The sequence below is a fragment of the Azospirillum sp. TSO35-2 genome (assembly GCF_003116095.1).
Lineage (GTDB): Bacteria > Pseudomonadota > Alphaproteobacteria > Azospirillales > Azospirillaceae > Azospirillum.
In genome coordinates this window covers 80,835-99,858 of record NZ_LGRA01000021.1, presented here as the reverse complement: position 1 = coordinate 99,858, position 19,024 = coordinate 80,835, and the positions used below count along the sequence as shown (strand labels likewise).

The 19,024-nt window shown below is 69.4% G+C and carries 17 protein-coding genes; 9 read left to right on the top strand and 8 right to left on the bottom strand.

Going from position 1 to position 19,024, the window contains the following annotated elements:
- Window positions 1–120: 120 nt before the first annotated feature.
- From ddpX to TSO352_RS16620, 3 genes are all read left to right on the top strand, one after another.
- Complete coding sequence (gene ddpX, locus TSO352_RS16630) at window positions 121–669, top strand: D-alanyl-D-alanine dipeptidase (protein WP_109110687.1); 549 nt, start codon at window positions 121–123, stop codon at window positions 667–669.
- Between the two features lie 178 nt (window positions 670–847).
- Complete coding sequence (locus TSO352_RS16625) at window positions 848–1,903, top strand: polysaccharide deacetylase family protein (RefSeq protein ID WP_109108443.1); 1,056 nt, start codon at window positions 848–850, stop codon at window positions 1,901–1,903.
- Between the two features lie 107 nt (window positions 1,904–2,010).
- Window positions 2,011–2,583, top strand: coding sequence for a hypothetical protein (locus TSO352_RS16620; RefSeq protein WP_247872204.1), 573 nt, complete (start codon window positions 2,011–2,013; stop codon window positions 2,581–2,583).
- A gap of 139 nt (window positions 2,584–2,722) precedes the next feature.
- Here the strand turns inward: TSO352_RS16620 and TSO352_RS16615 are convergent, their stop codons facing one another.
- Window positions 2,723–2,926, bottom strand: coding sequence for a hypothetical protein (locus TSO352_RS16615; protein ID WP_109108442.1), 204 nt, complete (start codon window positions 2,924–2,926; stop codon window positions 2,723–2,725).
- Between the two features lie 666 nt (window positions 2,927–3,592).
- On the opposite strand from TSO352_RS16615, the gene dnaK reads away from it, so the two are divergent.
- From dnaK to TSO352_RS16600, 3 genes are all read left to right on the top strand, one after another.
- Window positions 3,593–5,509, top strand: a complete 1,917-nt coding sequence (dnaK, locus tag TSO352_RS16610; protein WP_109108441.1) for a molecular chaperone DnaK — start codon at window positions 3,593–3,595, stop codon at window positions 5,507–5,509.
- A gap of 148 nt (window positions 5,510–5,657) precedes the next feature.
- Window positions 5,658–6,818 carry a molecular chaperone DnaJ gene (gene dnaJ / locus TSO352_RS16605; RefSeq protein WP_109108440.1) on the top strand — a complete coding sequence of 387 codons (1,161 nt, stop codon included), beginning with the start codon at window positions 5,658–5,660 and terminating at the stop codon, window positions 6,816–6,818.
- Window positions 6,819–7,054: 236 nt separating this feature from the next.
- On the top strand, window positions 7,055–8,221 hold the full coding sequence (locus tag TSO352_RS16600; RefSeq protein WP_109108439.1) for a GGDEF domain-containing protein: 1,167 nt from the start codon (window positions 7,055–7,057) through the stop codon (window positions 8,219–8,221).
- Here the strand turns inward: TSO352_RS16600 and TSO352_RS16595 are convergent.
- The 5 genes from TSO352_RS16595 to TSO352_RS16575 form a co-directional block, all read right to left on the bottom strand.
- Window positions 8,181–9,263, bottom strand: a complete 1,083-nt coding sequence (locus tag TSO352_RS16595) for an NAD-binding protein (RefSeq protein WP_109108438.1) — start codon at window positions 9,261–9,263, stop codon at window positions 8,181–8,183. The two genes, TSO352_RS16600 and TSO352_RS16595, sit on opposite strands and share 41 nt — an antisense overlap.
- Before the next feature lie 82 nt (window positions 9,264–9,345).
- Window positions 9,346–9,891 (bottom strand): RNA 2',3'-cyclic phosphodiesterase, encoded by a 546-nt coding sequence (gene thpR, locus TSO352_RS16590; protein ID WP_109108437.1) that lies wholly within the window; start codon window positions 9,889–9,891, stop codon window positions 9,346–9,348.
- A 37-nt stretch (window positions 9,892–9,928) separates the two neighbouring features.
- A complete protein-coding gene (locus tag TSO352_RS16585; protein WP_109108436.1) occupies window positions 9,929–10,972 on the bottom strand; it encodes an NADP(H)-dependent aldo-keto reductase in 1,044 nt (347 codons plus the stop codon).
- 28 nt (window positions 10,973–11,000) lie between these two features.
- Window positions 11,001–12,200, bottom strand: coding sequence for an FIST N-terminal domain-containing protein (locus TSO352_RS16580; RefSeq protein WP_247872203.1), 1,200 nt, complete (start codon window positions 12,198–12,200; stop codon window positions 11,001–11,003).
- A gap of 7 nt (window positions 12,201–12,207) precedes the next feature.
- Entirely contained in the window at window positions 12,208–12,816 is a 609-nt protein-coding gene (locus tag TSO352_RS16575; protein WP_247872202.1) for an arylesterase, read from the bottom strand.
- A gap of 127 nt (window positions 12,817–12,943) precedes the next feature.
- Between TSO352_RS16575 and TSO352_RS16570 the strand changes: the two genes are divergently transcribed.
- From TSO352_RS16570 to TSO352_RS16560, 3 genes are all read left to right on the top strand, one after another.
- Entirely contained in the window at window positions 12,944–13,687 is a 744-nt protein-coding gene (locus tag TSO352_RS16570) for an ABC transporter ATP-binding protein (protein WP_109108434.1), read from the top strand.
- Between the two features lie 187 nt (window positions 13,688–13,874).
- Complete coding sequence (locus TSO352_RS16565; RefSeq protein WP_109110684.1) at window positions 13,875–16,415, top strand: FtsX-like permease family protein; 2,541 nt, start codon at window positions 13,875–13,877, stop codon at window positions 16,413–16,415.
- Between the two features lie 147 nt (window positions 16,416–16,562).
- Window positions 16,563–17,288, top strand: coding sequence for a Bax inhibitor-1/YccA family protein (locus tag TSO352_RS16560; RefSeq protein WP_109108433.1), 726 nt, complete (start codon window positions 16,563–16,565; stop codon window positions 17,286–17,288).
- Window positions 17,289–17,377: 89 nt separating this feature from the next.
- Here the strand turns inward: TSO352_RS16560 and TSO352_RS16555 are convergent, their stop codons facing one another.
- On the bottom strand, window positions 17,378–18,106 hold the full coding sequence (locus tag TSO352_RS16555; protein WP_109108432.1) for an SAM-dependent chlorinase/fluorinase: 729 nt from the start codon (window positions 18,104–18,106) through the stop codon (window positions 17,378–17,380).
- 178 nt (window positions 18,107–18,284) lie between these two features.
- Window positions 18,285–18,989: a phosphate regulon transcriptional regulator PhoB gene (gene phoB, locus TSO352_RS16550; protein WP_109110683.1), complete on the bottom strand. Its 705-nt coding sequence runs from the start codon at window positions 18,987–18,989 to the stop codon at window positions 18,285–18,287.
- Window positions 18,990–19,024: the final 35 nt, after the last annotated feature.

Genomic DNA, 19,024 nt, shown 5'->3' with positions numbered 1-19,024 from the left:
GCCGGCACAATCCCTCATTTGCGGGAGACGCCCCATGGCAGACTGCATCTTCATGGCCGATGCGGGATCATGCTAGACCGGCCGTCCATCCATGTTCCCGCCCCTATGGTTGCCCACATCATGCTGACCGAGATCGTGCCGCCGGCCTTTGACGTCGACCTGGAGCTTCTCTACGCCACCGCTGACAACCTGTCGGGTGCGCCGATCTACCGCGCGCCGGTGTGCCTGCTGCACCCGGACGCCGCGCGCCGGCTGACCGACGCGATCCGGCTGGCCCGCGGCATCGGCTGCCGGCTGCGGGTCTACGATGCCTTCCGCCCGGCCGAGGCGCAATGGCGGCTCTGGCACGCCTTCGCCGACCCGACCTACATCGCCGACCCGCGCCTGGGCTCCAACCACACGCGCGGCGTCGCCGTCGACCTGACGCTGGCCGACACCGCCGGCGTGCCGCTCGACATGGGCACCGGGTTCGACGCGATGACCGAACGGTCCCACCACGGCCGCAGCGACCTGACCACCGAACAGCAGCGCAACCGCGCCATGCTGCTGGGGGTGATGGCCGCCGCCGGCTGGGACCACTACCCGTCGGAATGGTGGCACTATCAATTGCCGAACGCCGAACGCTACCCGCTGCTGACCGATGCGGCGGCGGGCGGGCGGCTGATGTAACGCCGCCTCCACCGGCGCGTGCGACACCGGCGCCCGCAGACGATTGTTGCATGCGCGCACCGCATCGCAACCCTCCGCAAGAAAGACGTGGTCCGCGCTTGTTCGGGCGGCGGAGACTGTGGCACACCCTTTGCGTCGGGGCGGAGGTCGTCCCGACCAGCCGTTTCCGCAGGACGCCATGCCGTTCCGTCGTGCCGTCAGGATGCTCACCGCCGCCGTGCTGTCCGTTTGGACGGCGCTTGCCCCGGCGTCGTGGCCCGCCGCCGCCGAATCCGCGCCGTCCGCGTCCGGCGCCAGCGCCGTCGTGTTCGCCTATGACCGCTTCGGCGAGGACCAGAATCCCTCGATCAGCATCCGCCTCGACCAGTTCGAAGCGCATCTGAACGAACTGACCGACGGGGACTATGAGGTCCTGCCGCTGCCCAAGATCCTGGAGGCGTTGCGCAACGGCAAGCCGCTGCCCGACCGCACGGTGGCGATCACCATCGACGAGGCCAGCCGCTCCGCCTACGCCGAGGCGTGGCCGCGGCTGAAGGCGGCCGGCCTGCCCTTCACCCTGTTCGTCGCCACCGACGCCGTCGACCGCGGGTCGCCCGCCCACATGACCTGGGCGGAGATCCGGCAGATGGCGGCGGCCGGCGTCACCATCGGCGCGCTCGGCACCTCCACCCAGTCGCTGGTGCCGCGCAGCCCGCAGGAGGTCGCGGCCGACCTGCGCCGGATGTCCGACCGCTTCCAGGCGGAGCTGGGCCGGCGCCCGACCCTGTTCGCCTACCCGCAAGGGGAATATTCGCTGGCGGTGCGGCAACTGGTCGTCGACCAGGGCTTCGTCGCCGCCTTCGGCCAGCAGTCGGGCGTGCTGCACGGCCAAGCCGATCCGTGGAGCCTGCCGCGCTTCGTGATGAACGAGACCTATGGCAGCGCCGACCGGTTCGAACTGGCCGCCAACGCCCTGCCGCTGCCGGTGTCGGACCTGACGCCCGACGACCCGCTGGTCACCGTCAACCCGCCGCCGCTGGGCTTCACCATCGGCGAGGGCGTCGGCGACAGCTCCAAGCTGGCCTGCTTCGCCGCCGGCCAGGGCCGGACCGCGCTGGAGCGCATCGCCGAGGATCGGGTGGAGGTCCGCATCAAGGACGCCTTCCCGCCCGGCCGCGCCCGCGTCAACTGCACCCTGCCGACCTCCGACGGGCGCTGGCGCTGGCTGGGCGTGCAGTTCCTCATTCCGGAATGATCGCACCGCCCAAAGGGGCGGGGATTGGCTCCGGCGGCGCCGCCGCCTATGCTGCGGCCGGTGGCGCGCGGATGCGGCGCGCCGTCTGAACGTCGTGGGAGCGGATGATGGCGGACGACACGCACGGTGGCGGTGCCGGCGGGCAGCATGGAGCGGGGCCACAGGGAGCAGGACCGGACGGCGGCGAGCCGGGCCGGGATATCGGCCGGGATATCGGTTGGGCCGACACGGTGCGGTTCCGGCTGCCGCCCGGCTGGGCCGTCGATGTGGAGGAGCATGAAGGCCAGCCCGTCGGCACCTTCCGGCCGCCGCCGCCGGCCGCCGGCGTGCTGCGCCTGGTCACCGACCGGGTGGTCCCGCGGCCGGATGGCGGATCCCCGGTCGCCGACACCCTTCAGGAGATTGCCTTGCGGTTCGTCCGGCCGCAGGATCCGCGGGCGGGGGACCGCACGGTGGACAGCCGACCCGACGGCGCCGTGATCGCCCAGGCGATGATGCGCACGGACGAGGACGGCCGGGCCGAAACCCATTACCTGTGGCTGGTCGGGGCCGTGCGCGCGGGTGCGGCGGCCGTTGCCATGTTCAGCTTCGCGCTGCCCGCGCTGATGGACGGTGACGAATCCTGCGCCGAGACGCTGGGCCGCATCGACGACGCGATCCGCACCGCGGAGATTCTGTAGAGCACGCCGTTGGGAACACAGGCGGTCGTGGGCGCACGCTGTCGCTCACGGCCCGAAATCCGGTCCCGAAATCCGGTCCCGAAATCTGACGGGATGAGGCCGCTGACGCGCGGCCGTTTCCCCCGTCAGCGGTGGCCGGTCAGCAGTGGCCGGCGCTGCTGGCCATCAGCGCCTTGAGATGCCCCGCCTTGGGATCGTGAGCGACCGCCGCCTCCTCCGCCGCCATGGCGGCGAGGCTGATGAAGCGCACGAGGTCCTCCAGATCGCAACGCGCCGCGTCGCTCATCAGGCTGTCCAGGCAAGACTTGATGGCCAAGGCCACGTCGCGTCGTTCATCCATCATCGCACGTCCCTTTCACAACTGTACGACCAGCGTCGGTACGACCGGCTTTGCTCACAACCTCAGGAGGGACGTCCGCGGTTCCGCCGGGCGTTCCGTCCCGTGGACGAAAGCGCGGCCGGTCGGTCCATCCGCAGTCGCCGGACCCGTTTCGTCACGGCTGCCATGCGGTTATCCCCTATAGCGCAAAGGAGATAGCATATTCCTTTCGGGTTTTCACTATTGGATTCGCCGGATCATGAATAATTACAGCAACTCGGAATTGATTCTCGCAGGACGATCACGCCATTGCTTGTTAATGAAAGGTTAACGTCGGCAGTTCGTTTACAGTCGAAGCGTTAGTGACTTGTAACCGATGTGACGATTTGAATCAGAACCGGGAGAATACCCGAGTATATACCCCCGCGTCTTTGAATACGCACGTATTCTCTTCGGAAGCGAAGCTTTTCCGGGCGCACCCCGCCCGCCCACTGGGGCGCGTGCTTTTTCGCCGCTTTTGCGGGTCGAAAGGGGCGCCACCCTGTTGCAGCCCGAAACGGCTCCGCCTATATCTCCGCCAGCACGGGATAGACCCCCAGCGTTCCACCGACGTTTCACCGACCCCAGGGGATCGCGGCGGTGCCGGAATCGACGGGCCGCCACGCATCTGCCGAACGAAAGAGGCTGAACATGAGCAAAGTGATTGGTATCGACCTCGGCACCACGAACTCGTGCGTCGCCGTGATGGAAGGCGGCAGCGCCAAGGTCATCGAGAATGCGGAAGGTGCACGCACCACACCGTCGATGGTCGCCTTCAGCCAGGGCGGCGAGCGGCTGATCGGCCAGCCGGCCAAGCGTCAGGCGGTCACCAATCCGGAAAACACCCTCTTCGCCATCAAGCGTCTGATCGGCCGCCGTTTCGACGATCCGCTGACGAAGAAGGACCAGGGTCTGGTTCCCTACCGCATCATTTCCGGCGACAACGGCGACGCCTGGGTCGAGGCGCACGGCAAGAAGTACAGCCCCAGCCAGATCAGCGCCTTCATCCTCACCAAGATGAAGGAAACCGCCGAGAACTATCTGGGCGAGAAGGTCACGCAGGCGGTCATCACCGTCCCGGCCTACTTCAACGACAGCCAGCGCCAGGCCACCAAGGACGCCGGCAAGATCGCCGGGCTGGAAGTCCTGCGCATCATCAACGAGCCGACGGCCGCGGCGCTCGCCTACGGCATGGAAAAGAAGGGCTCCGGCACCGTCGCGGTCTATGACCTGGGCGGCGGCACCTTCGACATCTCCGTGCTGGAGATCGGCGACGGCGTGTTCGAGGTGAAGTCGACCAACGGCGACACCTTCCTGGGTGGCGAGGACTTCGACAGCCGCGTCATCGAGTATCTCGCCGACGAGTTCCACAAGGAGCAGGGCATCGACCTGCGCAAGGACAAGCTCGCGCTGCAGCGCCTCAAGGAGGCCGCGGAAAAGGCAAAGATCGAGCTGTCGTCCACCACGCAGACCGAAGTCAACCTGCCCTTCATCACCGCCGACCAGACCGGTCCGAAGCACCTGAACATCAAGCTGACCCGCGCCAAGCTGGAAGCCCTGGTGGACGAGCTGGTGCAGCGCACGATCGAGCCCTGCAAGGCGGCCCTGAAGGACGCCGGCCTGAAGGCCAGCGAGATCGACGAGGTGATCCTGGTCGGCGGCATGACCCGCATGCCCAAGGTCATCGACGCGGTGAAGCAGTTCTTCGGCCGTGAGCCGCACCGCGGCGTCAACCCGGACGAGGTCGTCGCCATCGGCGCCGCCATCCAGGGCGGCGTGCTGAAGGGCGAGGTCAAGGACGTCCTGCTGCTCGACGTCACCCCGCTGTCGCTGGGCATCGAGACGCTGGGCGGTGTCTTCACCCGCCTGATCGACCGCAACACCACGGTGCCGACGAAGAAGAGCCAGACCTTCTCGACCGCCGAGGACAACCAGAACGCCGTCACCATCCGCGTCTTCCAGGGCGAGCGCGAGATGGCGCAGGACAACAAGGCGCTCGGCCAGTTCGATCTGGTCGGCATCCCGCCGGCCCCGCGCGGCGTGCCGCAGATCGAGGTGACCTTCGACATCGACGCCAACGGCATCGTCAGCGTCACCGCGAAGGACAAGGCGACCGGCAAGGAGCAGCAGATCCGCATCCAGGCGTCGGGCGGCCTGTCGGACGCCGACATCCAGAAGATGGTGAAGGACGCCGAGGCCCATTCGGCCGAGGACAAGAAGCGCCGCGAGCTGGTCGACGCCCGCAACCACGCCGACGCCCTGATCCACACCACCGAGCGGACCATCAAGGAGAACGGCGACAAGATCCCGGCCTCCGACAAGTCCGCGGCCGAAGCCGCCGTCACCGAGCTGAAGTCGGTGCTCGACGGTGACGACCTGGAGGGGATCAAGGCGAAGACCGAGGCGCTGGCCCAGGTGTCGATGAAGCTGGGCGAGGCGATGTACAAGGCCGGCCAGGGCGAGGCCCCGGCTGCGGGCGGCGAGGCGCCGGGCGCCCAGCCGAACGAGCCGGGCGTCGTCGACGCCGACTTCGAAGAGGTCCAGGACGACAAGAAGAAGTCGGCGTAAGGACGCCAGCCTCTTTTTGATACGGATCTGACGCGAGCATCGATGGCCCGCCGCCTTTTCCCGGCGGCGGGCCTTCGGTATGCTGGGGTCAGGGTCCGACGCGACGCGGACAGTTTGGACCAGAACGACTCAAAGGCGGTCGGCCCCCATGGCGAAACAGGATTATTACGAGCTGCTCGGTGTGGCGAAGAGCGCCAGTGCGGATGAGCTGAAGAAAGCCTATCGCAAGATGGCGATGCAGTACCATCCGGACCGCAACCAGGGTGACAAGGACGCCGAGCAGAAGTTCAAGGAAATCAGCGAAGCCTATGAGGTCCTGAAGGACGATCAGAAGCGCGCGGCCTACGACCGGTTCGGCCACGCCGCCTTCGAAGGCGGGCGGGGACCCGGTGCGGGCGCCGGCGCCGGCGGCTTCAACTTCGATTTCGGCGGTGGCGGCGGTGGCTTTGCCGACATCTTCGACGAGATGTTCGGCGAGTTCATGGGCGGCCGCGGCGGCCGTGGCGGCGGCGGGGTGTCCGGCCGTGGCCAGGATCTGCGCTACAACCTGGAGATCAGTCTGGAGGATGCCTTCAAGGGCACCCAGACCACCATCCGCGTGCCGACCACCGTGCAGTGCGACAGCTGCAGCGGCTCGGGCGCTGCGGCGGGAACCCAGCCGATCACCTGCCCGACCTGCCAGGGCCACGGCAAGGTGCGGGCACAGCAGGGCTTCTTCACCATCGAGCGCACCTGCCCCGGCTGCCACGGCGCCGGCAAGGTCATCAAGGACGCCTGCAAGAACTGCGGCGGCTCCGGCCGGCTGCGCAAGGAGAAGACGCTCCAGGTCAACATCCCGTCCGGCGTCGAGGACGGCACCCGCATCCGCCTGGCGGGGGAGGGGGAGGCCGGCTTGCGCGGCGCGCCGGCGGGCGACCTCTACATCTTCCTGGCCCTGGCGCCGCACCCGATCTTCCAGCGCGACGGCGCCAACATCCACTGCCGGGTGCCGATCCCGATGACCACGGCGGCGCTGGGCGGCTCGGTCGAGGTGCCGACCATCGACGGCACCCGCACCAAGGTGACGGTGCCGCCGGGCACCCAGTCCGGCCACCAGTTCCGCATCAAGAGCAAGGGCATGTCGGTGCTGCGCAGCGCCCAGCGCGGCGACATGTACATCCAGGCGGTGGTGGAAACCCCGGTGAACCTGACCAAGCGCCAGCAGGAACTGCTGCGCGAGTTCGAAGGCGCCGCCAAGGAAGGGTCCAACCCGCAGTCCGAAGGTTTCTTCGCCAAGGTGAAGGAGCTGTGGGAAGACCTGAAGGACTGACGGGCACATCGCCGGCAAAGACGGCCGGGCAGGAATGGGCGAACAGGACGGGCGGCGCTTCAACGCGCCGCCCGTTACTTTTTGTCGCATGCCCAAGCCTTCGCCGTGCCACCGGGTTGCTTCGGCCGGCGGGCCCGCACGAAACCCGTTGCCGGGCCGCGCACGCGCGTGTAATCACCCTTCATGGTAACTCTTTCGCCGAAATGTCCGGCCGCGCGCCGGGGGTGGGCCGCTGCATGCTGACCGACACGCTGCTCGCCGCCTTCGTTCGCGGCGATGAGTTGCCCGACCTGATCCACCCCGCCGGCCACACGCCGATCCTTCATCGTCGGCGCGCGGCGATGATCCAGTCGCGCGTGCGCATGGTGGCGATGGTGTTCGGCGTGCTGACGCCGCTGTGGATCGCCATCGACGTCACCGTCTTCGACTGGTCGCTCGCCGTCTGGCTGATCGCGTTGCGCCTGGCCGCCAGCGCCGCCTTCCTGACGCTCGCCTTCGACCGGCGGTCCTGCGAGGATCTGGCCGGCGCCTGGCGGCGGCTGGCGGCGTTGCTGGCGATCCCGACCCTGTTCTTCGCCATCTCCCATCCGCTGCTCTACGGGCAGGGGATGGACGACCTGCGCATCGCCGTCAGCGCCGGCTACGGCTATCTGCCCTTCGTCATGGTGGCCGGGCTGAGCGTCTTCCCGCTGACCGCGGTGGAGGGTGCCGTGTTCGCCGCCCCCATGCTGGCCGCCCATCTCGCCGCCGGCTTCTACGGCTCGCTGGTGATGCCGTTCCCGTCCTACATCAGCGCGCTGTGGCTGCTGGCGCTGATCGCGGTGGTGGCGACGCTCGCCGCGATCAGCCAGCTTCACTTCATGGTCGCGCTGCTGGAGCAGGCGTCGCACGACGCGCTGACCGGCGCCTTCTCCCGCCGCATCGGCGAGGAGCTGCTGAAGCTCCAGGTCGCCCACGCCGAGCGGGCGGCACAGCCGCTGTCGGCGATCTTCGTCGACCTCGACGACTTCAAGGCGGTGAACGACCGTTTCGGCCATGACGAGGGCGACCGCGTCCTGCGCCACGCCGCCAACACCATCCGCAGCCTGCTGCGCCAGTCCGACGCGCTGGTCCGCTGGGGTGGGGAGGAGTTCCTGGTCATCATGCCCGACACCCCGGTGGAAGGCGCGATGATCGCGGTGGAGCGGATGCGCCGCGCCGGTTTCGGCAAGCGGCCGGACGGCGCCAGCCAGACCGCCAGCATCGGCATCGCCGAACAGAACGTCGACCGTCCGGCCGACTGGGAAGCCCTGGTGGAGCTGGCCGACCACCGCATGTACCGCGCCAAGCAGGACGGCAAGAACCGCGTCGTCGGGGTGGAGGCTACCGGGGCTCCGCCTCTCCGCCCGGCTGCGGCGGGCTGATGATCAGCAGCAGGTCGTTCGGCTGGATGATGTAGCGGTTGCGTTCGGTGAAGGCGACGGTGCGGCCATGGCTGTGGACCTGCACCACCAGGCCGGCGGCGACCTCCGCCATCGTCCTGCCGACGTCGTCGGGTTCCGCCCGGCGTTCGGCCAGGACCATCTGGCCGCCGGCCGACATCAGGTCGCACAGGAACGGGGTGGCGTGCTGGCTCTCCACCGCGTCGGCCATCAGGTAGCCGCCGATCTTCGGCGGCGACACGACGAGGTCGGCGCCACTGAGGTTGGCGAGCTTGATGTTCTCCTCCTGCTTGATGCTGGCGACGATCTTGGTGGCGGCCGACAGGTGGCGCACGGTCAGGATCACCAGGATGGTGGTGTCGTCGCGGCCGGTGCTGACGATCACCGCCTTCGCTTGGCCGACACAGGCCTTGATCAGCGTGTCCTCGCTGGTGGCGTCGCCGCGCAGACCGATGAAGCCGGCGTCGGCGGCCAGCTGGATACGCTCCTCCGACTCGTCGATGATGACGATCTGGTCGCCGGGATGGCCCTTGGACAGGGTTTCCTGCGCGGCGATGAACCCGCTGTGACCGAAGCCGCACAGCACGACATGCCCATGCAGCTGCTTTTGAATCCGGCTCAATCGGAATTCCTCCACGATCCGTTGCACGACGAGTTCATAGGCGGTGCCCAGGAAGATGAACCAGATGAAGACACGGATCGGCGTAACCGCGAAGGCGTCGATCAGCCGGGCGGTGTGGCTGACCGGAACGATGTCGCCATAGCCGACGGTGGTCACCGTGATCATTGCGAAGTAGAGGACGTCGGGGAAACTGATGGTGCCGTCGATCTGGTCCTTCAGCCCGTCGCGGTCGAACCAGAACACCGCAATGACCAGCGCGATCAGCGCAACGACGATGGTGACGCGGACAAGCAGGGTCTTTTCCGGCGACAGGCCGGAGCGGACATGCAGAAGCCGCCCGTTGCGCAGCGAAGGCTTGGCCCGCCGCCTGTCGCGGAGTCGCGGCTCGACCGGCTTCTGCATCGACCATCCGTCCGTTTGGATTTCCCATGGGCACTGAAGGTGTGAACGCAGGACGGCGCCCGTCGGACGGCGAACGCGATGCTTATTCAACACTCCCCAGCGGATACTCCCGCAGCGCCTCGTACACCGCGCCGCCGTTGCCGAGATGGCTGCGGTAGAGCGTGACGTGCTCCACCGCCATCGGGCCGGCGCGGAACAGGCCGCGGTCGGACAGGAAACGGCCGATGCGGTCGGCCGGCGGGTCCTTCAACCGGGCCAGCGTGATGTGGGGCGAGAATTTCCGCTCCTCCGCCGGCAGGCCGCAGCGGACGACCGCCGATTCCACCTTGGCCTGGAGGTGGGCCAGCGCCTCGTTGCGCTCGACCCCCGCCCACAGCACGCGCGCCCGCCGGCCGGTGCCGAAGACGCCGACCCCATCGAAGGTCAGGGAAAAGGCCGGCGCCCGCAGCTCCGCCAGCGCCGCGTCGATGTCCATCGCCTGGTCGTCCGGCACCTCGCCGATGAAGCGCAGGGTCAGGTGCAGGTTCGACGGCTCGGTCCAGCGCGCGCCCGGCACCCCGCCGCCCAGCCCGGCGAGGCGCTGGCGGATTTCCGCCGTCAGGTCGAGGGCGACGAACAGGCGGAGCATCGGCGGGCCAACTCCCGGGACAGGTTTCAGGGGCGGTTTACGGGCACGGATCCGGCATGCGGTTGTGGACGGCGTCGATCTCCGCCAGCAGCTCCGGGGACAGGGTGACGTCGATCGACTCGATGTTGGAGATCAGCGTCTCCATCGTCGTCGCCCCGATCAGCGACGAGGTGACGAAGGGCTGCTGCAGGGTGAAGGCGATGGCCATCTGGTTCGGCGCCAGACCGTGGCGGCGGGCGATGTCCAGATAGGCCTCCGTCGCGGCGTCGGCGTTGACGGTGGCGTAGCGCGAGCCCCGGTGGTCGAGCGAGCGGCGGCTGCCCGGCGGCACCGCGCCGTGCAGGTACTTGCCGGTCAGCGTCGCGGCGCCCAGCGGCGAGTAGGCGAGCAGCCCGACATCCTCGCGCAGCGCCACCTCCGACAGGCCGTTCTCAAAGGTCCGGTTCAGCAGGTTGTAGGCGTTCTGGATCGAGGCGACGCGGGGCAGCCCGGCGACCTCGGCCGCGCGCAGGTAACGCATCACGCCCCACGGCGATTCGTTCGACAGGCCGACATGGCGGATCTTGCCGGCGGCGACCAGCTCGCCCAGCGCCGCCAGCGTCTCCTCGATCGGCACGCCGTCCTGCTGCGGCTTGTGCTGGTAGGTCCGCTGGCCGAAACGGTTGGTCACCCGGTCTGGCCAATGGAGCTGGTAAAGGTCGATGTAGTCGGTCTTCAGCCGGGCGAGGCTGGCCTCCACCGCGGCGAAGAGGTTGGCGCGGTCGAGGCGCGACTTGCCCTCGCGCACCCAGCCGAAGCCGCCGGCCGGCGCGCCGATGATCTTGCTCGCGAGGATCACCCGGTCGCGCTTGCCACGCGACTGGAACCAGCTGCCGATGATCTCCTCGGTCTTGCCGTAGGTGTCGGCGGTGGGCGGGATGGCGTACATCTCCGCCGTGTCCCAAAAGTTGATCCCGCGGTCGAGCGCAGCGTCCATCTGGGCGTGGCCTTCGGCCTCGGTGTTCTGGCCCCCCCAGGTCATGGTGCCGAGGCCGATGGCGCTGACCGACAGACCCGTGCGGCCGAGCGGACGATGCTGCATCCCGAACGTTCCTTATCCGTGGTGGTCTTTACAGGAACAGCGTTAGCACGCCGGTGTATCCGTAAAGCCGGTTGTGCGACACCTCGCCCGAGGCGAAGAACCCCACCAGCGGCACCGCGCCGAACGTCTCGCGGATCATCGCGAGCTCGGCGTCCGCGCTGCCGAACAGGTTGGGTCCGCGGGCGATGCAGCTGACATACACCGCCCCCTTCGGCGTCGCCTTCACCCGTTTCTTGAGGCTGTCCAGCATCCGGCGCATGTCGGCGGCGGCGCTCTCGGGGTCGCGGCGGGTGAACAGCAGCGGCTGGCCGGTCGTCACCCGCTCGGCGATCGACAGCCAGCCGGCGCGCGGGTCGATGGCGACGAGGTCGCGGACCAGATAGTCCTGGGTGTCCGACCCGGCGATCGGCAGCCCGGCGCAGATCACCCCGGCGACCTGCCGCAGGTCGGCCGCCAGCTCCGGCCCGATGTCTTCCTTGAACACGTCGAGCGCCGGGCGGCCGTCGATCTCCAGGATGATGTTGTCGTCGCTGGCGGTGATGGTGCGCGTCGGCCCGATCGGGCGGCAGCCCTGGGTGTGGGCGGTGGCGACCGCGACCGACGGCGCGAACAGCACCCCCGACACGCCGCCGTCCGACACGTCGGACACCGCGCCGCCATCCTCCGTCAGGGTGAATTGCGGGTACTCCCCGCGCGAGGCGGCGAGGCCGCCGACCAGGAAGACGCCGGCCTGTTCCGACAGCGCCGACACCAGCCCGGCCATGTCCGCGTGCCGCGGGTCGACATGGACCAGCGCCAGCGCCGCGCCGTTGCGGTCGAGCCAGCCGCCGGCGCTGCGCCGCAGCGGGTCCAGCCCGTCGGTCAGGGTGGGGAACAGGCGGAAGCCGTCGTCCGGCAGGCGGGCGGCCATCACCGCGATGCCCGGCTCGTCGAACAGGGCGTCGCCGTTGGCCATCACGCCGATGCCGACGGTGCCGACCCAGTTGCGGATGCCGGTCAGGCTGCGCAGCAGGGTGACGATGCTGGTCGCGTGCTCCGCCAGCCCGTCGGTGAGGTAGAGGAAGCCGATGTTGCAGCCGGCGACCGGACCCAGCCGGTCCAGGCAGGCCTTCACCACCGGTCCCCATTCCGCCCCGGCGGCGCAGGCGGCGTGGAAGCGCAGGCCGTCATCGGCGGTGGTGGCATCGGCGGCGGCGGTGGAGGCGGGAACGGCGTCGGACATCGTCATGGCGGTCTCAGCCTCCGGTCTTGGCGGTTTGGGGCAGGCTGTCGAGCAGCTTGGTGACCGCGGGCAGGATACGCTCCACGATCACCGCGACGCCCTGGGCGTTCGGATGCAGCCCGTCCGGCTGGATCAGCGCGCGATCGAGCGCCACCCCATCGAGGAAGAAGGGGTAGAGCGGCACGCCGTAGCGGCCCGCCAGATCGGGATAGATCGCGTTGAAGGCGTCGGTGTAGGGCTTGCCCAGGCTGGGGGAGGCCAGCATGCCGGCCAGCAGCGTCGGCACCTTGCGCTCCTGCAGGCTCTTCAGGATGGCGTCGAGGTTCGCCCGGGCCTGGCCGGGGTCGAGCCCGCGCAGCATGTCGTTGGCGCCCAGCTCGACGATGGCGGCGTCCGGCTTGTCGGCCAGCGCCCAGTCCAGCCGGGCGCGGCCGCCGGCGGTGGTGTCGCCCGACACCCCGGCGTTGACGACGGTGACGGCGTAGCCCTTGGCGGTCAGCGCCTTCTGCAGCTGGCTGGTGAAGCCCTGCGGCTCCGGCAGGCCATAGCCGGCGGTCAGGCTGTCGCCCAGCGCCAGCAGCTTGACGGGCGCGGCGGCGATGGCGCCGGTCGGACTGGTCATCGATACCCCTGCGGTGAAGAGCAGCGCGAGAACGGCGCCACGCCACCCGTTGTTGAAAGCCCACGCGTTGAAAGCTCTGCGGACCATGCCATATGGCGATGGTCCTTTCCGCTTGTGCGAGATCCGCATGTCCAAGGTCCAGTCCTCTGCAACGTCGCCGAACTCCATCGTCGATCTCGACGACGTCCACTTGAGATTGGACAGCGGTGCCGGACCCGTCAACATCCTGCGGGGCGTTAATCTTCGGGTGGAGCCCGGCGAGCGGGTCGGCGTCGTCGGTCCCAGCGGGTCCGGCAAGTCGACGATGATGATGGTGATGGCCGGCCTGGAGCGCCCCAGCGGCGGCACCGTCCGCGTCGCCGGCCAGGATCTGGGCCGGCTGGACGAGGATGGTCTGGCCCGTTTCCGCCGCCGCCACGTCGGCATCGTCTTCCAGGCCTTCCATCTGGTGCCGACGATGACGGCGCTGGAGAACGTCGCCATCCCGCTGGAGTTCGCCGGCGTGTCGGACGCCTTCGACCGCGCCCGCGCCGGGCTGGAGTCGGTCGGGCTGGGCCACCGCATCCACCATTACCCCGGCCAGCTGTCGGGCGGCGAGCAGCAGCGCACCGCGCTGGCCCGCGCCTTCGTCACCGAGCCCACGCTGCTGCTGGCCGACGAACCGACCGGCAACCTCGACCTCGACACCGGCGCCACCATCGTGTCGCTGCTGTTCGATCTGGCCGAGCGCCGCGGCACCACCCTGGTGCTGATCACCCACGACCCCAGCCTCGCCGCCCGCTGCGACCGCACCATCCGGCTGGCCGACGGCCGCATCGCCGACGACGGCACCGCGGCACGGCGCCCGCGCGTCCAGGTGGCGGGGGAGTGAGGGGGATGACTGCGCAAGCGTTGAGTGCCCCCTCCCTCCCACGGCTTCGCCGCGGGTCCCTCCCTCCCCCGCCTTCGGCAGGAGAGGGGGAGTTTGCGAGGCCGCGGCAGTTCCCTCTCCCGCGAGAGCGGGGGAGGGTTAGGGAGGGGGCGTCCGCCACCACGCGTTGCACGCCAGCGAGGCCCACATGACCAACCTCCGCCTCGCCCTCCGCTTGGCCCGGCGCGAGCTGCGCACCGGGCTGAAAGGGTTTTGGGTCTTTCTCGCCTGCCTCGCGCTCGGCGTCGCCGCCATCGCCGCGGTGCAGTCGGTGTCGAGCGGGCTGCTCGACGGGCTGGCCAGCGACGGACGCGCCATCCTGGGCGGCGACGTCGCGGTACGCCAGCTCTACAGCCCGCCGACCGACGAGCAGATGGCGGCGCTGCGGGCCGACGGCCGGGTGTCGACCGCCGCCGAGATGCGGGCGATGGCGCGCGGGGCCGACGACGCGCGCGCCTCGCTGGTCGAACTGAAGGCGGTGGACGACCTCTACCCGCTCTACGGCACCGTCACCCTGCAGGGCGGCGGCGACCTGAAGGACGCGCTGGCGAAGACGGACGGCCGCTGGGGCGCGGTGGTCGAGGCCAGCCTGGTCGACCGGCTGGGGGTGAAGCCCGGCGACACCATCCATGTCGGCGAGGGCGCCTACCGCGTCGCCGCGGTGCTGGACCGCGAGCCGGACCGCGCCTCCTCCAACGCCTTCTCGCTCGGGCCGCGGCTGCTGGTGGCGCTGCCGTCGCTGGAGGGCACCGGCTTGTTGCAGCCGGGCAGCCTGACCTGGTGGAGCGTCAAGCTGGCGCTGCCGCCGGCGACCGACCTGACGGCGTGGCAGGAGCGGCTGAAGGCGCGGTTCCCCGACGCGCCCTGGCGGCTGCGCGACTACACCAACGCCTCGCCGCAGGTCGAGCGCTTCATCGACCGGATGACGCTGTTCCTGACGCTGGTCGGGCTGACCGCGTTGCTGGTCGGCGGGGTCGGGGTGGGCAACGCGGTGCGCAGCCATCTCGACTCGCGCGCCCGCACCATCGCCATGCTGAAATGCGTCGGCGCGCCGGGTGCCCTGGTGTTCCAGCTCTATCTGGCACAGATCCTGGCACTGGCGCTGCTGGGCATCGTCATCGGGCTGGCGCTGGGCGCCGTGGCGCCGCTGGCGCTGGGGCGGCTGCTGGACGGCGTGCTGCCGGTGTCGGCGCACATCGGCGTCTATCCCGGCGCCCTGGCGCTCGCCGCGCTCTACGGCCTGCTGACCGCGCTGACCTTCTCGCTGTGGCCGTTGGGCCGGGCGCGCGAGGTGCCGGCGGGCGCGCTGTTCCGCGACGTCATCACCCCGGCGGGCGGGCGGCCGCGCGCGCCCTATCTGGCGGCGATGGGGCTGGCGGCGCTGGCGCTCGCCGGGCTGGCGGTGCTGACGGCCGAGAACAAGCTGTTCGCGCTGTGGTTCGTCGGCGGCTCGATCGCCACCTTCCTGGCCTTCCGCGCCGCGGCGGCAGGGGTCACCTGGGCGGCGGCGCGGGTCGGGCGCGGCCCCTTCGTCCGCGCCGGGCGGCCGGGGCTGCGGCTGGCGCTCGCCAACCTGCACCGGCCGGGCAACCCAACCGGGGCGGTGGTGCTGTCGCTCGGGCTTGGGCTGACGGTGCTGGTCGCCATCGCGCTGATCCAGGGCAACTTCGCCCGCCGGGTGTCGGAGACGATCCCACAGGACGCCCCCAGCTTCTTCTTCGTCGACATCCAGCGCGACCAGTTCGACCCGCTGCGCGACCTCGTCGCCGGCATCCCCGGCACCAGCGCCTTCGAGGCGGTGCCCAGCCTGCGCGGCCGGATCGAGCGGGTGAACGGCCAGGACGCCGAGAAGGCGCTGGTCAACCCGGAGCAGGCCTGGATCCTGGCCGGCGACCGCGGCATCACCTATTCCGCGGCGTTGCCCAAGCATTCGTCGGTCACCGCCGGGTCGTGGTGGCCGGCCGACTATGCCGGGCCGCCGCTGATCTCCATCCACCAGAGCGTCGCCGACGCCTTCGGCATCGGCCCCGGCGCCACGCTGGCGATCAACATCCTGGGCCGCACCATCGAAGCCAAGGTGGCCAACATCCGCGCCGCCGATTTCAGCAGCATGGCGATCAACTTCACCATGGTCTTCGCCCCCGGCACGCTGGAGGGCGCGCCGCAGACCTGGATCGCCACCGTCCGCGCCACCCCGGACGCCGAGACCGCGGTCCAGCGCGCCGTGCTGCAGCGCTTCCCCAACATCACGCTGGTGCGGGTGAAGGACGCGCTGGACACGGTGGCGGAGATGCTGGGCAACATCGGCACCGCGGTGCGCATCGTCGCCGGCATCACGCTGGCCGCCGGCACGCTGGTGCTGGCCGGCGCCGTCGCCGCCGGGCACCGCCGCCGGGTCTACGACGCGGTGGTGCTGAAGGTGCTGGGGGCAACCCGGGGCGACGTGCTGCGTGCCTTCCTGCTGGAATACGGGCTGCTCGGCCTGACCACCGCGCTGATCGCCGGCGCCATCGGCACGCTGACCGCCTGGGCGGTGCTGCGCTTCCTGATGCACTGGGAGTGGAGCTTCCTGCCGTCGGCGGTCGTCACCACCGCGCTGCTGAGCACGGCGATCACGCTTGCTTTCGGGTTCTATGGTACTTGGCGGGCGTTGGGCCAGCCGTCGGCGCCATTGCTTCGGAACGAATGATTGGACTGCGGAAAAGCGGGACTCAAAACAAATCGTGAAAGCTTTTTCATCTAGGAAAACCGCTTTCGATTCCTATTGAACCGCCTGACGGACTCGCCAATATGTCATGGCGACGGGACCACCCTATTCCACCGAGGATACCGAACCATGGCAGACCCGACCTTTAACCGCTTCGCGACCGTGGGCCGCGCGACAGATCGGGGATACTTCGACGAAGGCCTGCGGCAGCACATGCTGCGCGTGTACAACTACATGGGCGCCGGCCTGATCCTGACCGGTCTGGTCGCGGCCCTGGTGTCGTCCAGCCCGGCCATGCTCCAGGCCATCTTCGGCACGCCGCTGAAGTGGGTCGTCATGCTGGCCCCGCTGGCGTTCGTCATGGTGCTGTCCTTCGGCATCCAGCGCCTCTCCTTCGCGTCCGCCCAGATGATCTTCTGGGCCTATTGCGGCGCGATGGGCCTGTCGATGTCGGCCATCTTCCTGGTCTTCACCGGCGCGTCGATCGCGCTGACCTTCTTCGTCACCGCCGCCACCTTCCTGGCGATGAGCCTGTACGGCTACACGACGAAGGCCGACCTGTCGAAGATGGGCTCGTTCCTCATCATGGGCGTCGTCGGCCTGGTGATCGCCGGACTGGCGAACATCTTCTTCCAGTCGCCGGCCCTGCACTTCGCGATCTCCGCCATTGGCGTGCTGATCTTCACCGGCCTGACCGCCTACGACACCCAGGCGATCAAGGAAAGCTACGCCGAGGGCTACGATCACGAGAGCACCGGCAAGCTCGCCCTGATGGGCGCCCTGACGCTGTACCTGGACTTCATCAACCTGTTCCAGTTCCTGCTGCAGTTCATGGGCCAGCGCAACAACGATTGATCCCCGAGGCCCGTCACCTGGGGTTCAGACGCCGACCGTTCACCAGCCGCCCGGAAGCCACCGCTTCCGGGCGGTTTTGTTTGTGCGCTTCAGGGACCGACGCTCACCGCCTCGCCCACCGTCAGCCCCAGCGCGCGGTCGGCCCGCCCCTGGTTGACGGCGATCTCGGCCAGCCCGTTGGAATTGCCGTACCACAGCGCTTCACCGGGCCGGACGTCGCCGAAGGTGCGGGCGCGGCCGATGCGGGTGCCGCCGGCGGTCAGCACCGCGTCGGGCGGGACGGTCGCGGCGCGCATCCCGGTCATGGCGTTGCCGTAGACGTCGACATAGACGATGCGCGACAGCTCATCCGGCCAGCCTGGGCGGTCGATGGCAGCAGAGGGGAGCAGGCTGCGCTCCACCGGTTGTCCGGTTGCCAGATTTGCGGCGACGGGGGCGAACAGGTCGCGGCCGTGGAAGCTGGCCGACAGCCGGTCCGGAATCCAGTCGATGGTCCAGGCGTTTAGCGATGTTGCGCGGCGGGCGAGGAGGGCGAACAGCCCGTTGTCCGGCCCAACGAACCAGCGCCCGTCGGCCTCCACCATCACCGGCCGCCGGTCGGTGCCGACACCGGGATCGACGACGCAGAGGAAGACGCTGCCGACGGGAAAGGCCGGGGCGTAGGCGGCCAGCAGATAAGCGGAGAGCTGCGGGTCGAAGGCGGGGGCGTCGGCGAACAGGTCGATGACGGGGATGCCGGGCGCCTGTTGCGCCAGCACCGCCTTCATCTGCCCGGTGTAGGGGCCGGTCAGGCCGAAATCGGTGAAGAGCAGGATCATGGCGGGCAGTGTAGCGCCGCCGGGTGGGGGATGTCAGGGGGGAGTGCTGTGCCCCCTCCCTAACCCTCCCCCACCTTCGGTGGGAGAGGGGACTCCACCACACGTCCCCAAAGCTCCTACCCCCTCTCCCGCCGAGGGCGGGGGAGGGATGGGGAGGGGGCACGCGTAGCGGAAACCCTCACATCGACTTCGTATCCAACGCGTACCCCGCCGACCGCACGGTGCGGATCAGGTCCAGCTCGTCCTCTTCGTTCATCGCCTTGCGCAGGCGGCGGATGTGGACGTCGACGGTGCGCGGCTCGACATAGACGTCGTGGCCCCACACCAGGTCCAGCAGTTGCTCACGCGAGAAGACCCGGCCGGCATGCTGCATGAAGTGGCGCAGCAGGCGGAATTCGGTCGGGCCGAGATGGACGTCGCGGCCGTTGCGGCGGACGCGGTGGGCCGCCAGATCCATGGTGACGTCGGCGAAGGTCAGGATCTCGTCGGTGATGCCGGGGGAGGCGCGGCGCAGCACCGCGCGCATCCGCGCCACCAGCTCGGTCGGCGAGAAGGGCTTGGTGATGTAGTCGTCGGCGCCGGAGTTCAGGCCGCGCACCCGGTCGCCTTCCTCGCCGCGGGCGGTCAGCATGATGATCGGGATGTCGCGGGTCTTGGCGTTGCGGCGGAGCTGACGGCAGACCTCCAGCCCGCTCATCAGCGGCAGCATCCAGTCGAGCAGCACGATGTGCGGCGTCTGTTCGCCGGCGGCCAGCAGGGCCTCCTCGCCGTCGCTGGCGGTGGCGACGCGGAAGCCTTCCTTTTCCAGGTTGTACTTCAACAGCGTCAGGATGTCGGCCTCGTCCTCGACGATCAGGACGAGCGGCTTCAGGGCCGCGTTCATGGTGGCTCCGTTCACAGCGCGCGTCTCGACGTTAA

Excerpts from the sequence above, each read along its gene's own strand:
- ddpX (WP_109110687.1), top strand. The coding sequence starts at position 121 with ATGCTGACCGAGATCGTGCCGCCGGCCTTTGACGTCGACCTGGAGCTT.
- TSO352_RS16625 (WP_109108443.1), top strand. The coding sequence starts at position 848 with ATGCCGTTCCGTCGTGCCGTCAGGATGCTCACCGCCGCCGTGCTGTCC.
- TSO352_RS16620 (WP_247872204.1), top strand. The coding sequence starts at position 2,011 with ATGGCGGACGACACGCACGGTGGCGGTGCCGGCGGGCAGCATGGAGCG.
- TSO352_RS16615 (WP_109108442.1), bottom strand. The coding sequence starts at position 2,926 with ATGATGGATGAACGACGCGACGTGGCCTTGGCCATCAAGTCTTGCCTG.
- dnaK (WP_109108441.1), top strand. The coding sequence starts at position 3,593 with ATGAGCAAAGTGATTGGTATCGACCTCGGCACCACGAACTCGTGCGTC.
- dnaJ (WP_109108440.1), top strand. The coding sequence starts at position 5,658 with ATGGCGAAACAGGATTATTACGAGCTGCTCGGTGTGGCGAAGAGCGCC.
- TSO352_RS16600 (WP_109108439.1), top strand. The coding sequence starts at position 7,055 with ATGCTGACCGACACGCTGCTCGCCGCCTTCGTTCGCGGCGATGAGTTG.
- TSO352_RS16595 (WP_109108438.1), bottom strand. The coding sequence starts at position 9,263 with ATGCAGAAGCCGGTCGAGCCGCGACTCCGCGACAGGCGGCGGGCCAAG.
- thpR (WP_109108437.1), bottom strand. The coding sequence starts at position 9,891 with ATGCTCCGCCTGTTCGTCGCCCTCGACCTGACGGCGGAAATCCGCCAG.
- TSO352_RS16585 (WP_109108436.1), bottom strand. The coding sequence starts at position 10,972 with ATGCAGCATCGTCCGCTCGGCCGCACGGGTCTGTCGGTCAGCGCCATC.
- TSO352_RS16580 (WP_247872203.1), bottom strand. The coding sequence starts at position 12,200 with ATGACGATGTCCGACGCCGTTCCCGCCTCCACCGCCGCCGCCGATGCC.
- TSO352_RS16575 (WP_247872202.1), bottom strand. The coding sequence starts at position 12,816 with ATGACCAGTCCGACCGGCGCCATCGCCGCCGCGCCCGTCAAGCTGCTG.
- TSO352_RS16570 (WP_109108434.1), top strand. The coding sequence starts at position 12,944 with ATGTCCAAGGTCCAGTCCTCTGCAACGTCGCCGAACTCCATCGTCGAT.
- TSO352_RS16565 (WP_109110684.1), top strand. The coding sequence starts at position 13,875 with ATGACCAACCTCCGCCTCGCCCTCCGCTTGGCCCGGCGCGAGCTGCGC.
- TSO352_RS16560 (WP_109108433.1), top strand. The coding sequence starts at position 16,563 with ATGGCAGACCCGACCTTTAACCGCTTCGCGACCGTGGGCCGCGCGACA.
- TSO352_RS16555 (WP_109108432.1), bottom strand. The coding sequence starts at position 18,106 with ATGATCCTGCTCTTCACCGATTTCGGCCTGACCGGCCCCTACACCGGG.
- phoB (WP_109110683.1), bottom strand. The coding sequence starts at position 18,989 with ATGAACGCGGCCCTGAAGCCGCTCGTCCTGATCGTCGAGGACGAGGCC.